We start from the raw sequence: 14,198 nt of genomic DNA on the forward strand, positions 1-14,198 counted from the left end.
AAAGGCAACGCGCAGCTCTTTGGCATAGAGCGGCGCGCCTTGGGTTATAAAAAGACAGGCAAGAAGCGCTAGGCCGAGGCCGTATGCAAGCCGGCTTTGGCGGCATCTGAGTAGGCGCGGTTGCGCTTTTGCTCGATCAGCTCGGCGATCCGCCCCATGGCGATACCACGCATGATCATGCTGGCGGGAAGAAAGGCCCATGCTGAAATTGTCCAGATCAAGGTCTGCGGGTTTTGCATCGAGATCGGATCCACGACGCTGGATGCGGCTTTGACAAGTGCTGGGATCAAGAATGGCAGCAAAATCCCTAACACAATGTTAAGGCCGGCATCGCGTTTGAGGCGCTGGACCACATCTCCGCCGGCTGTCGGGTCAAACAGAGGGAGGTTGATCCAGACGTTGAAGGCCCGGTTGCGTGTTGGCCAGCCGAGCAGGCGCACCAATGTGACAAACAAAAACAGCGCCACCAGCGAGATCATGTAGGAAATTCCCGCAGCGGTGCGCACGGAATCCACGAGCGCATGGCTGGCATCTGCTGGCATCATCAAGACCACAAGCCGCACCGGAGAGAAGGGGAAATCAAGCACTGTGCCCCAAGCCGCCCCGAGAGAATGCAACACCCCGGTGAACCCGCTGGAGCCTGGGGTGCTGGCCAGCAGGAGCGACAGCAGCGCGACAGTGCAAAACAGCGCAAGGAAGCGCAGCCTGTTGAAAGGAGATGCGTAGCGAAATTCTATGATGGAGGGGTATTGGCTGTTGTATTCGATAAATGTCATCAGAAAGGCGAGCAGGGCCACCAAAACGGTGATCTGGCTCGTATCGCTGCTGACATTTGGCAGCAAGAGCGATGGCAGGGCCACCAACAATGCCATCAATAGGGCGCGAAAAAATGCGCCTGTTACCCTCGTAAACACAACTCGTTCCTTTCAACTTGGCTGGTCACGATACGACGCCGTGGCCTTGTTCCAACTTGAATCCGCGCTTTATGGCGGTTTGCCTCAATCTCGCCCAATTTTTGCCTACTTTCGATTCCCAGCTCAAGTCATGGAAGGATAAGAGCTTGGAAATGGGGCGTTTTAAGGGAGCAACTGGTGCGAGATTGCATCAATTGCGGTTCAGAAATGTGGCAAGTCTGAAAAGTTTTACTATATTTTGTAGCAATCGCGGCGTTGGCCCATAGGCGCGGGTTTACGCTATTTTAATCAAAATGTCTGAAAGCGGCCCGCCGCGCCTGGCTTTGGGGTGGGTGTGGCCGCTTTCAGTCTGATTTGCGGGCGCGCTCAGACCCAGGGGCGCGCTTGTGTGGCCTGTGCTTCAAAGCGGTCAATCGCCGCCCCTTTTTCCAGGGTCAGGTCGATGTCGTCCAAACCGTTCATCAGGCAGTGCTTCTTGAAGCTGTCGACCTCAAAGGAGAAGCTCTCGCCCTCCGATGTTGTCACGGTCTGGGCCTCCAGATCGATCTCCATACGGGCGTTGGCGCCTTTTTCGGCGTCTTTCATCAGCACATCCACGGCCTCTTGCGGCAGCACGATGGGCAGGATGCCGTTTTTGAAGCAGTTGTTGTAGAAGATGTCGGCGAAGCTCGTGGAGATCACGCATTTGATGCCGAAATCGGCGATGGCCCAGGGCGCGTGCTCGCGCGAGGAGCCGCAGCCGAAGTTATCGCCCGCAACGAGGATTTGCGCCGCGCGATAGGCGGGCTGGTTGAGCACGAAATCGGGGATCTCGCTGCCGTCGCGGTTGTAGCGCATCTCGTCAAAGAGGTTTTTGCCAAAGCCTGTGCGGGCGATCGACTTGAGGAACACCTTGGGGATGATCATGTCGGTGTCGATGTTCACCAGCGGCATGGGCGCGGCGATGCCTGAGAGTTTGTCGAATTTATCCATTACATCATCTCCCGGACGTCTGTGAGCTTGCCTGTGATTGCGGCGGCGGCGGCCATGGCGGGGGACACGAGGTGTGTGCGGCCCTTGTAGCCCTGGCGGCCTTCGAAGTTGCGGTTGGAGGTTGCGGCGCAGCGCTCGCCCTCTGACAGCTGGTCGGGGTTCATCGCGAGGCACATGGAGCAGCCCGCGAGGCGCCATTCAAAGCCTGCTTCCTTGAAGATATCGGCCAAGCCCTCTTCCTCGGCCTGTGCGCGCACAAGGCCCGAGCCCGGCACGATCATCGCGCGTTTGACAGCGATTTTCTTGCCCTTGAGCACAGCCGCTGCGGCGCGCAGATCTTCGATGCGCCCGTTGGTGCAGGAGCCGATGAAGACCGTGTCGATCTCGATATCGGTAAGCTTCTGGCCCGGTGTGAGGCCCATATACTCCAGCGAGCGTTTGGCCGCTTCGACCTTGCCGCCTGTAAAGCTTGCGGGGTCTGGCACAACGCCTGTGATGGGCAGCACGTCTTCGGGCGAGGTGCCCCAGGTGACGACGGGCTGGATGTCTTCGCCCTTGAGGGTGACGACCTTGTCAAAGACGGCGTCCTCGTCTGTGTAGAGAGTTTTCCACCAGTTGAGCGCCGCTTCCCACTGCGCGCCTTTGGGGGCGTGGGGGCGGCCTTTGACATATTGGAAGGTGGTTTCATCGGGCGCGATGAGGCCGGCGCGCGCGCCGCCTTCAATGGCCATGTTGCAGACGGTCATGCGGCCTTCCATCGACAGATCGCGGATGGCTTCGCCGCAATACTCGATGACATAGCCTGTGCCGCCGGCTGTGCCTGTCTCGCCGATGACGGCAAGGGTGATGTCTTTGGCGGTGACACCGGGCTTGAGCTTGCCGGTGATCTCGACCTTCATGTTCTTGGATTTCTTCTGGATCAGCGTTTGCGTGGCGAGCACATGCTCGACCTCTGATGTGCCGATGCCATGCGCCAGCGCGCCGAAAGCGCCATGCGTGGCTGTGTGGCTGTCACCACAGACAACTGTCATGCCCGGAAGGGTCCAGCCCTGCTCGGGGCCGACGATGTGCACGATGCCTTGGCGGACATCAGACACAGGGTAGTAATGCACGCCGAATTCCTTGGCGTTCTTGTCAAGCGCCTCGACCTGAATGCGGCTCTCTTCGTTTTCGATTCCCTTGGCGCGGTCAAGCGTGGTGGGGACGTTGTGATCGGGCACGGCGATTGTCTTTTCCGGGGCGCGCACCTTGCGGCCTGTCATGCGCAGCCCTTCAAAGGCTTGCGGGCTTGTCACCTCATGAACAAGGTGACGGTCGATATAGAGCAGGCAGGTGCCATCGTCGGATTCATGGGCGACATGGGCATCCCAGATTTTGTCATAGAGCGTTTTGGGGGACATGTGGTCCTCTCCCGTGATTAAAAAAGGTTGCGGGGTGACGGGTGGTCGGCGCTTAGCGGCGGGCGGCGCGGACATGCTCAACGATGCGCTCTTCTGAGAAGAAGCGCTCGCGCAGGCGGGCGCGGTCGTCGATGTCAAAGATCCCTGTCATGGCCTAGCAGATATAGCTTGTGCGGCCACTCTGCAAGCTTTTGATCGGGGGCGCTGCCGCCGCAGAGGGTATCAGCGCAGCGCCCGGCCTTTGCGGATGGCTTGCTTGCCGAATTTGGCGCGGATCTGATCGGTGGCGCGCTCGACCTCTGAACGTTTGCCGGCGTCTTTGTCCAGAAGATCGGCGGAGCGCTCGGCGTCGGCGGCGGGGACAAGACCTGAGATCCCTGTGCCGATAAGCCGGAAAGGACCAGAATTGCTGGCCTGATCAAAGAGAGCGCGGGCGGTGCGGTAGATGGTATCGGCCAGCTGGGTGGCGTCATGCAGGGTCTGGCGGCGGGTGAGGCTTTTGAAACCGGCGGTTTTGAGCTTGAGCGTGACGGTTTGGCCCGCAAGGCCGCGGGCTTTGGCGCGATCGGACACCTGCTCGGCCAAGCGCCAGAGGTGGCCATCCAGCAGATCGAGATCGCAGGTATCCTCAAAAAAGGTGGTTTCCTTGGAGATCGACTTGACCGGCGCATGGGAAGAGACGCGGCGGCGGTCTTCTCCGCGCGCGAGGTGGTAGAGCCGTGTGCCCATGGAGCCGAAACGGGCCGTGAGATCGACCTCGCTCCAGCGCAGAAGATCACTGAAGAGGTGAATGCCCGCCTTGTCCAGCGCAGCCTGGCTTGCTGCGCCCACGCCCCAGATGAGGCGCACAGGTTTGTCATGCAAAAACGCGGCTGTTTCTGCGCGGCCGATCACCGAGAAGCCCTTGGGCTTGTCCAGATCAGAGGCAACCTTGGCCAGAAATTTGTTGTGGCTCAGGCCGATGGAACCGGTGAGGCCCAACTCGGCCTTCATTCGCTTGATGAGATGGGCGAGCATGACCGCAGGCGGGCGGCCATGCAGGCGGGCGGTTCCGGAGAGGTCCATGAAAGCCTCGTCAAGTGAGAGCGGCTCGATTTCGGGGGTGAGCTCTTCCATCATCTGGCGGATGGCGCGGGACGCCTCGGCATAGGCCTCCATGCGCGGGGGGAGGATAACGGCTTCGGGGCAGAGTTTGAGCGCCTGAAACATCGGCATGGCCGAGCGCACGCCACGGATGCGCGCCACATAGCAGGCGGTGGAAACCACGCCGCGGCGGCCGCCACCGATGATCACCGGTTTGGCGGCCAGCGCCGGGTTGTCGCGCTTTTCCACGCTGGCATAGAAGGCGTCGCAATCCATGTGGGCGATGGTGAGGTCGTAGAGCTCGGGGTGGCTTTTGACACGCGGGCTGCGGCAGGCGGGGCAGCGCGCACCGCTCTCAAACGGGTGTAAACAATCGCGACACAGGCTTGGCATAGGCCTTCATACGCCTGGTTTTTGTGCAATTCCACTTGGAAAATGCCATCGGCGCGCGCATATCTTGACAATATATTGTAGGGCGAGAGTGTGATGGAACAAATGTTGATGGATTTTCTGGGCGGAAACCTTGTCACCCTTCTGGTGGCGGCGCTTATTATCATTTCGATTTTCCTCGGGGTGCGGATTGTGCCGCAATCGGAGAAATATGTGGTGGAGCGCTTCGGGCGGCTCAAATCGGTTCTGGGGCCGGGGATTAACTTTATCGTGCCGTTCATCGACACGGTGCGCCACAAGGTCAGCATTCTGGAACGCCAGCTTCCGACGGCGAGCCAGGATGCGATCACCAAGGACAACGTGCTTGTGCAGGTGGAGACCAGTGTTTTCTACCGTATTCTGGAGCCGGAAAAGACTGTCTACCGCATTCGCGATGTGGATGCGGCGATTGCCACCACGGTGGCGGGGATTGTGCGCGCCGAGATTGGCAAGATGGAGCTGGATGAGGTGCAAAGCAACCGCTCGAGCCTGATCAACCAGATACAAACAAGCGTTGAGGACGCTGTCGACAACTGGGGGATCGAGGTGACGCGGGCCGAGATTCTGGATGTGAACCTGGATCAGGCGACGCGGGATGCGATGTTGCAGCAGCTCAACGCGGAGCGTGAGCGGCGCGCACAGGTGACACGGGCCGAAGGCGCGAAGCGCGCGGTCGAGCTCAACGCGGATGCGGAGCTTTATGCGGCCGAGCAGATCGCCAAGGCGCGCCGGATCGAGGCGGATGCGGAGGCCTATGCCACCGGCGTTGTGGCGCAGGCGATTGCCGACAACGGGCTGGAGGCCGCGCAATACCAAGTGGCGCTCAAGCAGGTGGACGCGCTGGCCAAAGTGGGCGCGGGCGAAGGCAAACAGACCATCCTTCTGCCAGCTGATGCGCTGGATGCGTTCAAGAATGCCTTTGGCATGTTGAAAGGGGGCAAGTGATGGAGCCGTTAGCTTCAGAAGCGCTTTGGACGCTTTGGTGGGTCTGGCTTGCTGTGGCGCTGGGCCTTGGCATATTGGAGGTGCTGGCACCGGGGTTTATCCTGCTCGGCTTTGCCATCGGCGCGGCGCTTGTGGGCGGTTTGCTGGCCCTCGGCGGCCCGGTGGGCGGGACGCTGGCAGGCTCGCTGGCCACAACGCTGGTGCTGTTTGCTCTGTTCTCGCTTCTGGCTTGGGTGCTCTTGCGCCGCACCATGGGGCTGCGCAAGGGGCAGGTGAAGCATTGGGACCGTGATATTAACGAAGACTAGGCTTTAGGGCAGCTCGGCCAGAACGGCGCGGGCGGCGGCGGCAGGGTCTTCCGCCTGCCAGATGGGGCGGCCAACCACGATATGGTCGGCTCCGTCAGAAATGGCCTGAGCGGGGGTCGCGACGCGCTTCTGATCGCCCAGAGCGGCACCGGCAGGGCGCACGCCCGGGGTGACGATGAGCCGGCCTGCGGCCTCCGGCAGCGCCCGGATCAGCGCCGCTTCTTGCGGCGAGGCAATAACGCCATCAGCACCCGCTTCAAGCGCGCGCGCGGCGCGCTCGATCACCAGATTTTGCACCTCACCCGGCTTGAGCAGGGACGCGTCAAGATCGGCGCGATCAAGCGAGGTGAGGATGGTGACGGCGAGGATTTTCATATCTTTGCCGGCAGCCCCCTCCTTGGCGGCGCGCACGACATGCGGATCACCATGGACTGTGAGGAAATCGAGATCAAACTGGGCCAGCCCGCGCACCGCGGCCTCGACCGTGGCGCCGATGTCAAAGAGCTTCATGTCCAGAAAGATGCGTTTGCCATGCTCGTCCTTCAGTTCTTGCGCCAGGGCAAGGCCGCCGCCTGTGAGCATCCCGAGGCCGATTTTGTAGAAATTGACGGCATCGCCGAGTTTGGCGGCGAGCTCGAGCCCCGCAACGGCATGGGGCACATCCAGGGCAACGATCAGGCGGTCATCTTTCATTTGGGAGCTCTCCTCGGTCTTTTGCAGAATCTGGGCGCAGCTTTCGCCCGTCACGGACGATTGTGCAAGGGCTACCATGGGCGCAACATAGCGCGAGACACGGGGCGCAACACGGGGCGCAACACGGGGCGCGACACTGGGCGTAACACAGGGCGCGCCACGGGGCGCAGCTTAGGCGGGGGCAAACCGGAACCCGCATCGGCGACAGGCCTGCCCTGCTGTTATTGGGCGTGATGAGAGGCCGCGTTGGGCTGGGCCGCGTTGCTGCTCAAGCTTTGGTAGTCTTCCACGCTGATCAGCACCAGGCGCTCGCGGCCATGAGAGGTGATGGTCACGGGTTCGCGCATGGCGATATCGCTGTAATGTCCGACGTTCTTTTGAAACGCGGTTGCTGTGATTTTTACCATCGGGTTCTCCGCAGTATCCCGATGGCCCAGGTGATGTGGCAGATCGGTGCATTGTCAGGCCGCTCCTGTGCCAAGGCGGGGGCAGATGGCACAGGAGCGGCGGTCTCAGGCCGCGAGCGAGGGCCGCGCGACGGCCAAAGACAGGGGGGTGCTGTGGCAACGGTGAGAGCGCAGCCCGGGCGCTTGGGAGCGGTGTTTGCGCAGGGCCTTGTGGGTCAGTTTGCGCATGACGTGCTTGAAGTCGGCGTCCAGCGGGGCGGGGACGAAACTGGGGTAACTGAACAAACCACAATCTTCGCGCACAAAGACGATGGCTTCATAACCTGCGAACTCCGGATTGTAGCGGACGCGGGCGATTTGAGTGTTGGGTCTTGTCATGTTGGTTCTCCCAATCGGGCGTTTGGCCCTGTGCACCGTCAAGATGGGGCAAAGGGCATAGGCAATCAGGGGGAATTATCTCAAAGATGACTCAATTTTACAGGATTTGCCCCCTAAGTATCAGAGGTTTCATGGTAAATTTTGCCACTTTTGCCCTTGAAGCACGGCTTTGGAGCGCCCATTTTTGGGGTAAGGTTCCCGCACCAGCGTATGCCTCTTTTGGGTGCGCCAGACGGGAAGGCTTATAAAAGGAGACTTGCCATGAACCTTGAGAAGTTCACGGAGCGTTCGCGCGGATTTTTGCAGGCTGCGCAAACAATCGCAATGCGGGAAGATCACCAGCGTGTGATGCCCGAACACCTGCTCAAAGCCATTATGGATGACAGCGAAGGGCTTGCCAGCAACCTCATCAGCAAAGCGGGCGGTGCGCCGGCCCGTGTGCGGGAGGCGGTGGATATTGCCGTTACGAAGCTGCCGCAGGTGAGCGGTGACACGGGGCAGCCTTATATTGACAAATCGCTTGCCAAGGTGCTGGCCGAGGCCGAGAGCCTGGCGAGCAAGGCGGGCGACAGTTTTGTGCCGGTGGAGCGCGTGCTGATGGCGCTGGCGATGGTAAAATCGGCCGCCAAGGAGGCGCTGGATGCGGGCGCTGTGAATGCACAGGCGCTCAACGCGGCGGTGAATGACATCCGCAAGGGGCGCACGGCGGATTCTGCCAGCGCGGAAGACAGCTATGAAGCGCTGAGCAAATATGCCGCCGATCTGACCGAGCGCGCGCGGCTTGGCAAGATTGACCCGATCATTGGCCGCGATGACGAGATCCGCCGCACCATGCAGGTGCTGAGCCGCCGCACCAAGAACAACCCTGTGCTCATTGGTGAGCCGGGTGTGGGCAAAACGGCGATAGCCGAGGGCCTTGCCTTGCGCATTGTGAATGGCGATGTGCCAGAATCCTTGCGCAACAAGAAGCTCATGTCACTGGATATGGGCGCGCTCATTGCCGGCGCGAAGTATCGCGGCGAGTTTGAGGAGCGGCTGAAGGCTGTGCTCAACGAAGTGACGGACGCGGCGGGCGAGATCATTCTCTTCATCGACGAGATGCACACGCTTGTGGGCGCGGGCAAAGCAGATGGCGCAATGGATGCGGCAAACCTGATCAAGCCTGCATTGGCGCGGGGCGAGCTGCATTGCGTGGGTGCCACGACGCTGGACGAATACCGCAAGCACGTTGAGAAAGACGCGGCTCTGGCGCGGCGCTTTCAACCGGTGTTCACGGAGGAGCCGACGGTGGAAGACACCATCTCCATTCTGCGGGGCATCAAGGAGAAATACGAGCTGCACCACGGTGTGCGGATTTCCGACAGCGCCTTGGTGGCGGCGGCGACGCTTTCAAACCGCTATATCACCGACCGTTTCCTGCCGGACAAAGCCATTGACCTCATGGATGAGGCGGCGAGCCGTTTGCGTATGGAAGTGGACAGCAAGCCCGAGGAGCTTGACGCGCTTGACCGTCAGATCTTGCAAATGCAGATCGAGGCGGAGGCGCTGCGCATGGAAGATGATGAGGCCTCCAAGGACCGTTTGCAGCGGCTGGAAAAAGAACTGGGCGATTTGAAGGACAAATCTGCCGAGATGACAGCCAGCTGGCAAGCGGCGCGCGACAAGCTGGAAAGCGCGCGCGAGCTGAAAGAGCAGCTTGACCGGGCGCGCGCCGATGTTGAAATTGCGACACGCGAGGGCAACCTTGCCCGCGCGGGGGAGCTGCGCTTTGGGGTTATTCCGGAGCTGGAGAAAAAGCTGGCCGCAGCCGAGGCCAGCGAGGGCGATGTGACCGTGGAAGAAGCGGTGCGCCCTGAGCATGTGGCGCAGGTGATCGAGCGGTGGACAGGTGTGCCTGCCGGCAAGATGCTGGAAGGCGAGCGTGACAAGCTCTTGCGGATGGAAGAAGGCTTGCACAACCGTGTCATCGGCCAGAATGCGGCTGTGACGGCTGTGGCCAACGCGGTGCGCCGCGCCCGTGCCGGGCTGAACGACGAGGGCCGGCCTTTGGGCAGCTTTCTGTTCCTCGGGCCGACGGGTGTGGGCAAGACCGAGCTGACCAAGGCTGTGGCCGAGTTTCTCTTTGACGACGAAAACGCGATGACCCGTGTGGATATGTCGGAATTCATGGAGAAACATGCGGTGAGCCGCCTGATTGGCGCGCCTCCCGGTTATGTCGGCTATGACGAGGGGGGTGTGCTCACCGAGGCGGTGCGGCGCAGGCCCTACCAAGTTGTCCTGTTTGACGAGGTGGAAAAGGCGCACCCGGATGTCTTCAACGTGCTGCTGCAGGTGCTGGACGATGGGGTTCTGACTGACGGGCAGGGCCGTAAGGTGGACTTCAAGCAGACGTTGATCATTCTGACATCCAACCTTGGGGCGCAGGCCTTGAGCCAGCTGCCTGATGGGGCGGATGCCTCTGATGCCAAGCGCGATGTGATGGACGCGGTGCGCGCGCACTTCCGCCCGGAGTTCCTCAACCGTCTGGATGAGACCATCATCTTTGACCGCCTTGGACGCGAGGATATGGGCGGGATTGTGCAGATCCAGCTCGCGCGGCTCAAGAAGCGGCTTCTGGCGCGCAAGATCGCGCTTGACCTTGATGAGGGCGCTATGAAGTGGCTGGCCGACGAGGGCTATGACCCTGTATTTGGCGCACGCCCCTTAAAGCGGGTGATCCAGAGGGCCTTGCAAAACCCGCTCGCCGAGGCGTTGCTGGCCGGTGAGATCAAGGATGGGGAGACCGTCGAGGTGCGCGCGGGCGCAGACGGGCTGCGCATTGGTGGTGCCCTGGGCCGCAGCGGCCAGGAGCCGCCCAAGGACGCGGTCGTGCATTGAGGCCTGTGCAGCGAGACGGCCTCTCCAGCTGTCTTGGGGCCGCTCTATAGACGAGCGGCCCTTTTTTGCGCATATGCCAGAGGCCAATGCAGGCAGCGGCCCGCATGCAACCCACTGCATTCGGGCCCTAGGCGAGCGAGAAGATGAAATCGTCGTGGGTGAGCAGAATCGCTGTTTCAGAGCGGTTTATCAGCTCCCAGCTGTCGGTGCCGTTGGGCTGCGTATAGCTCTCGCCGGGCGCTATGATTTCGCGGAAGCTCGGGGCGGCGATACTTTGTATCAGCGCCTCAGAGAGGCCTTGCACGTCGATCCGATCGTGGCCGTCTTCAAAATCGACCACTCTGTCGTGGCCGTGGCCGGTGGCAAAGACAAAGACATCGGCACCAGCGCCGCCTTTGAGGGTGTCACGCCCGGCACCGCCATCAAGCAGGTCATTCCCGCCACCCCCCTTCAGCTTGTCGCGCCCGCTTTGTCCATAGAGAGTGTCATGGCCCTTGCCGCCGCGCAGCACATCATTGTTTTGCCCCCCGACAAGCATATCGCGCCCGCCACCGCCCATCAGCCTGTCGTTGCCATCTGCGCCGAGCAGCGTGTCGGCTCCGCGCAGGCCGCGCAGCACATCATGGCCCGCGCCGCCGTCTAGCCTGTCTTCTGCGCTGTGACCTGTCAGGCGGTCATCGCCGCCCAGGCCTTCGGCCCTTACGCCGGTTTCTGTCACTGTCAGGTGGTCATCGCCCTCTGTTCCGAGCAGCACCGTAAGGTCCGCGTCTTCAGGCGGGGGCATGTCTGTTGGGGCAAGATAGGCCGCTGTCTGGCCTGTGATGAACGCAAGCACAGCGCCGTAGTCTTGCGCCACCAAGGGGTGGAGCGTGGCAGGGGGCACAAAGCTCTCCGGTGCCGGCTCGGCGCGGGTGGCGGTATAGGTGATCAGGCTGGCCAGAAAATAAAGCGTGCTGGTGCCATGGGGGGCTGAGTCAACAAAGAGGTCGTTGACATCCAGCGCCTCAAGCGGCCCGCCCGCGCCCAGAAGGCCTGCCAGCACCGGGGCCACAGGAATGAGGCTGATCTCGGCTGCCGGAAAAGCGGCGCGCAGGGCTTCTGTATAATCAAGATACCAACTGTGATACCCGGCCTGATTAAAGGCATAATACTGGGCCAACGCGGCTTGGGCAGGCGGAAACTGGGCGCTGAAGGCCCCGAGGTCTGCCCAGCCCTCATAGATAAAGATGTGGCTTTGCGGCTGGTCTTGCAGCGTATCGGCTATGATATCGATTGTGGCAGCCAGCGGGCTGAGGACATCGCCCTCATAGTTTTGACTGGCGGGCGCGTCCTGAATGAAATTGGCCGGTGTGATCATGATTTGGTCAAAGGCCACCTGCGCAAAGTCGGTGGTGTCACTGTCCCAGGCGCCGCGCACGCCGGCAAAGCCCCACTCGTTGGCGGGGGTATCGCGCCCGGCAAACTGGCGCAGAAACCCGTAGCCGCCGTTGGCCTCATAGCCCAGGCCGGCCTCGGCCAGCAGGAGGTTCATCCAATAGGGCACATTGGTGTCTGGTTGGCCGCTGGCAAAGTTTACCAGAGAGTTGCCATAGAAATACTGGCTGATTGTGGCAGGGGCTGGGAGCGGCATGTGTCGGTTCTGATACTCGTATAGGTGTCACCATGAATGAGGTTGACTGCATCAGGTTGTGATTGGCGGATCAAGAGCAGATCGCGCCAATTTGGGTGTGCTGAGAGAATTTCGCCTAAAATCAACAGGCTGCTGTTGAAATAAAGAGAGCATCCGGCGCGCTGCCTTTTCAAAAGCGGCAACAATCTGGCTGCATTTGTGCAATTTGCCTGATCTTTGCAACATTTGGCGCCAGTGCGGGCCTTTGATTGGGCGGCCCTGTTCACATGCCCGCGCCAACCTGTGCCGCGTTACTCAGCGCCGATCGCCGCGCGGGCGATGGTGTCGAGCAGAGCCTCGACTTTCTTCATTGCGCCGTCTGGAAAGCTGCGAAAGCCGATTGTGGTTTGGTCGGGCTGCTCCGGGGAGACCATGACAAAGATGTCATAGGGACAGAAGACAATGTTCATCGGATCGGCTTCCATAACCTCGCGGCTGATCTTGGCCGAGCAGAAGCTGTAAATGTCGGCGTGCTTGAAAAGCGTCACATCCGAGCCGACATCAGCCTTGGTGCGCTCCAGCATATCGCCGGTATGAGAGACATGGTCTATCACCAGCCCCTCATCGAGGATGGCATTTTCCAAACCGAAGACAACATCCTCAAAACTTTGGTCCGTGGTGTAGCGGATGAGGCTGTCGGTGGCGAAAGCCTGTGTGGCCACAAGGCTCAGGGCGGCAACAAGGCCGAGGGGCGCAGCGCGCATGATCTATTTTCCTTCTGAAATCCCGGGAGGCACGGCCCCCTGTGATGTTTACGTCTGTGAGTGTGCGCCACTCTAGGGGGGCAGGCAAAGAGAGTTTTGACATACATCAAAGATGCCATGCATTTCGGGGAGATTTTGGCGCCCCCAGCCAGGTGGGGCCTCAGCCTCCTTTGAAGCGCGTGGCAGGCGATGTGCGGGCACAGGCGGCGGCGAGCATGACTCGCCGGTGACTCGGCAGTGACTCGGCCGTGAGTCGAGGGTGACTCGGTGATGAGTCTGTTCGCGAATGGATGAGTCTTGCGGTCCATACGGCGTTCTAAGCTATATCTAGGGGCCCCCCAAAGTTTGGGTGGGCAAGAAAGTTAGCCAAAAGCCGGTTGAGCCGAAATATTTGGCAATCAACACCCTGAAAACATGGGGAAAATCAGTTTTTTGGCAGAAATTTACATTTTTGTGAAAAAAGGGGTTGCGGGTGTTGGTTGGTGGGCTTAGAACCCACTTCACCGGCGGCGCTGAGGTGCTGCTGGGGAGATTGGGGCGCTGAGGGATTTAGGTTCTGGGGTGCATTGATCGCAAGAAATTGAGGTTTGAGAGGCGGGGCGCGCTGAAGTATTACGGCGCATCTGGTCGCTTTTGTCTCTGGGGATTGTCCCCGACGCTGTTTGACATTGCTAATAACTGAAGAGATATGTGGGCGGTTTGGTTCATTCGATGGATCAACCTCTTCATATCAACTACCTAGGAGCTTGCTCCGATGATGGATAGTCAGCTTCACTGTTTGGACGGCTTCTGGTTACTTTGGTAACTTTAAGCACTTCAGACAATGAAAACGCCATATGGTTTCAGTAAGGCCATATGGTTTGATGTGCAGAGGTTCGACGTCAAGGATAAGCAAGCAATTGCTTTTCAACTTGAGAGTTTGATCCTGGCTCAGAACGAACGCTGGCGGCAGGCCTAACACATGCAAGTCGAGCGCAGTCCTTCGGGACCGAGCGGCGGACGGGTTAGTAACGCGTGGGAACGTACCCAGATCTAAGGAATAGCCTCGGGAAACTGAGAGTAATACCTTATACGCCCTTCGGGGGAAAGATTTATCGGATTTGGATCGGCCCGCGTTAGATTAGATAGTTGGTGGGGTAATGGCCTACCAAGTCTACGATCTATAGCTGGTTTTAGAGGATGATCAGCAACACTGGGACTGAGACACGGCCCAGACTCCTACGGGAGGCAGCAGTGGGGAATCTTAGACAATGGGCGCAAGCCTGATCTAGCCATGCCGCGTGAGTGATGAAGGCCCTAGGGTCGTAAAGCTCTTTCGCCAGGGATGATAATGACAGTACCTGGTAAAGAAACCCCGGCTAACTCCGTGCCAGCAGCCGCGGTAATACGGAGGGGGTTAGCGTTGTTCGGAATTACTGG

General features: G+C 60.1%; 12 protein-coding genes and 1 rRNA gene. 4 read left to right on the forward strand and 9 right to left on the reverse strand.

Annotation, left to right across the window (positions count from 1 at the left end; all coding sequences use genetic code 11):
- Positions 1-68: 68 nt before the first annotated feature.
- The 4 genes from Q0478_RS10920 to Q0478_RS10935 form a co-directional block, all read right to left on the reverse strand.
- Positions 69-914 (reverse strand): hypothetical protein, encoded by an 846-nt coding sequence (locus tag Q0478_RS10920; protein ID WP_298679171.1) that lies wholly within the window; start codon positions 912-914, stop codon positions 69-71.
- A gap of 366 nt (positions 915-1,280) precedes the next feature.
- Complete coding sequence (leuD, locus tag Q0478_RS10925; protein ID WP_298679173.1) at positions 1,281-1,886, reverse strand: 3-isopropylmalate dehydratase small subunit; 606 nt, start codon at positions 1,884-1,886, stop codon at positions 1,281-1,283.
- On the reverse strand, positions 1,886-3,286 hold the full coding sequence (gene leuC / locus Q0478_RS10930; RefSeq protein WP_298679176.1) for a 3-isopropylmalate dehydratase large subunit: 1,401 nt from the start codon (positions 3,284-3,286) through the stop codon (positions 1,886-1,888). Before leuC ends, leuD begins: the two co-directional genes overlap by 1 nt.
- Positions 3,287-3,508: 222 nt before the next feature.
- Positions 3,509-4,762: a DNA polymerase IV gene (locus Q0478_RS10935; protein WP_298679178.1), complete on the reverse strand. Its 1,254-nt coding sequence runs from the start codon at positions 4,760-4,762 to the stop codon at positions 3,509-3,511.
- A 93-nt stretch (positions 4,763-4,855) separates the two neighbouring features.
- Here Q0478_RS10935 and Q0478_RS10940 point away from each other — a divergent pair, with 93 nt between their 5' ends.
- On the forward strand, positions 4,856-5,743 hold the full coding sequence (locus Q0478_RS10940) for an SPFH domain-containing protein (RefSeq protein ID WP_298679180.1): 888 nt from the start codon (positions 4,856-4,858) through the stop codon (positions 5,741-5,743).
- A complete protein-coding gene (locus Q0478_RS10945) occupies positions 5,743-6,051 on the forward strand; it encodes a hypothetical protein (RefSeq protein WP_298679182.1) in 309 nt (102 codons plus the stop codon). The genes Q0478_RS10940 and Q0478_RS10945 overlap by 1 nt, the downstream gene beginning before the upstream one ends.
- A 3-nt stretch (positions 6,052-6,054) precedes the next feature.
- Here the strand turns inward: Q0478_RS10945 and pyrF are convergent, their stop codons facing one another.
- From pyrF to Q0478_RS10960, 3 genes are all read right to left on the reverse strand, one after another.
- Positions 6,055-6,744: an orotidine-5'-phosphate decarboxylase gene (gene pyrF / locus Q0478_RS10950; RefSeq protein WP_298679185.1), complete on the reverse strand. Its 690-nt coding sequence runs from the start codon at positions 6,742-6,744 to the stop codon at positions 6,055-6,057.
- Positions 6,745-6,965: 221 nt separating this feature from the next.
- The gene (locus Q0478_RS10955) at positions 6,966-7,151 is read right to left on the reverse strand and encodes a type II toxin-antitoxin system prevent-host-death family antitoxin (RefSeq protein WP_298679187.1); all 186 of its coding nucleotides are present in this window, start codon (positions 7,149-7,151) and stop codon (positions 6,966-6,968) included.
- Between the two features lie 105 nt (positions 7,152-7,256).
- Positions 7,257-7,529 (reverse strand): hypothetical protein, encoded by a 273-nt coding sequence (locus tag Q0478_RS10960; protein WP_298679189.1) that lies wholly within the window; start codon positions 7,527-7,529, stop codon positions 7,257-7,259.
- A gap of 261 nt (positions 7,530-7,790) precedes the next feature.
- Between Q0478_RS10960 and clpB the strand changes: the two genes are divergently transcribed.
- Complete coding sequence (gene clpB / locus Q0478_RS10965; RefSeq protein WP_298679191.1) at positions 7,791-10,406, forward strand: ATP-dependent chaperone ClpB; 2,616 nt, start codon at positions 7,791-7,793, stop codon at positions 10,404-10,406.
- 127 nt (positions 10,407-10,533) lie between these two features.
- On the opposite strand, the gene Q0478_RS10970 is transcribed toward clpB, so the two are convergent.
- Together Q0478_RS10970 and Q0478_RS10975 are read right to left on the reverse strand one after the other, a co-directional pair.
- Entirely contained in the window at positions 10,534-12,036 is a 1,503-nt protein-coding gene (locus Q0478_RS10970) for a hypothetical protein (protein WP_298679193.1), read from the reverse strand.
- Positions 12,037-12,326: 290 nt separating this feature from the next.
- Positions 12,327-12,779 carry a DUF302 domain-containing protein gene (locus tag Q0478_RS10975; RefSeq protein ID WP_298679195.1) on the reverse strand — a complete coding sequence of 151 codons (453 nt, stop codon included), beginning with the start codon at positions 12,777-12,779 and terminating at the stop codon, positions 12,327-12,329.
- Between the two features lie 907 nt (positions 12,780-13,686).
- Here Q0478_RS10975 and Q0478_RS10980 point away from each other — a divergent pair.
- A 16S ribosomal RNA gene (locus tag Q0478_RS10980) occupies positions 13,687-14,198 on the forward strand; the annotation flags it as partial.

This window comes from uncultured Lentibacter sp. (assembly GCF_937123735.1).
Lineage (GTDB): Bacteria > Pseudomonadota > Alphaproteobacteria > Rhodobacterales > Rhodobacteraceae > Lentibacter.

What these genes read in the sequence shown, in the direction of transcription:
- leuD (WP_298679173.1), bottom strand. Translation starts at nt 1,886, where the DNA reads ATGGATAAATTCGACAAACTCTCAGGCATCGCCGCGCCCATGCCGCTG.
- leuC (WP_298679176.1), bottom strand. Translation starts at nt 3,286, where the DNA reads ATGTCCCCCAAAACGCTCTATGACAAAATCTGGGATGCCCATGTCGCC.
- Q0478_RS10935 (WP_298679178.1), bottom strand. Translation starts at nt 4,762, where the DNA reads ATGCCAAGCCTGTGTCGCGATTGTTTACACCCGTTTGAGAGCGGTGCG.
- Q0478_RS10940 (WP_298679180.1), top strand. Translation starts at nt 4,856, where the DNA reads ATGGAACAAATGTTGATGGATTTTCTGGGCGGAAACCTTGTCACCCTT.
- Q0478_RS10945 (WP_298679182.1), top strand. Translation starts at nt 5,743, where the DNA reads ATGGAGCCGTTAGCTTCAGAAGCGCTTTGGACGCTTTGGTGGGTCTGG.
- pyrF (WP_298679185.1), bottom strand. Translation starts at nt 6,744, where the DNA reads ATGAAAGATGACCGCCTGATCGTTGCCCTGGATGTGCCCCATGCCGTT.
- Q0478_RS10955 (WP_298679187.1), bottom strand. Translation starts at nt 7,151, where the DNA reads ATGGTAAAAATCACAGCAACCGCGTTTCAAAAGAACGTCGGACATTAC.
- Q0478_RS10960 (WP_298679189.1), bottom strand. Translation starts at nt 7,529, where the DNA reads ATGACAAGACCCAACACTCAAATCGCCCGCGTCCGCTACAATCCGGAG.
- clpB (WP_298679191.1), top strand. Translation starts at nt 7,791, where the DNA reads ATGAACCTTGAGAAGTTCACGGAGCGTTCGCGCGGATTTTTGCAGGCT.
- Q0478_RS10970 (WP_298679193.1), bottom strand. Translation starts at nt 12,036, where the DNA reads ATGCCGCTCCCAGCCCCTGCCACAATCAGCCAGTATTTCTATGGCAAC.
- Q0478_RS10975 (WP_298679195.1), bottom strand. Translation starts at nt 12,779, where the DNA reads ATGCGCGCTGCGCCCCTCGGCCTTGTTGCCGCCCTGAGCCTTGTGGCC.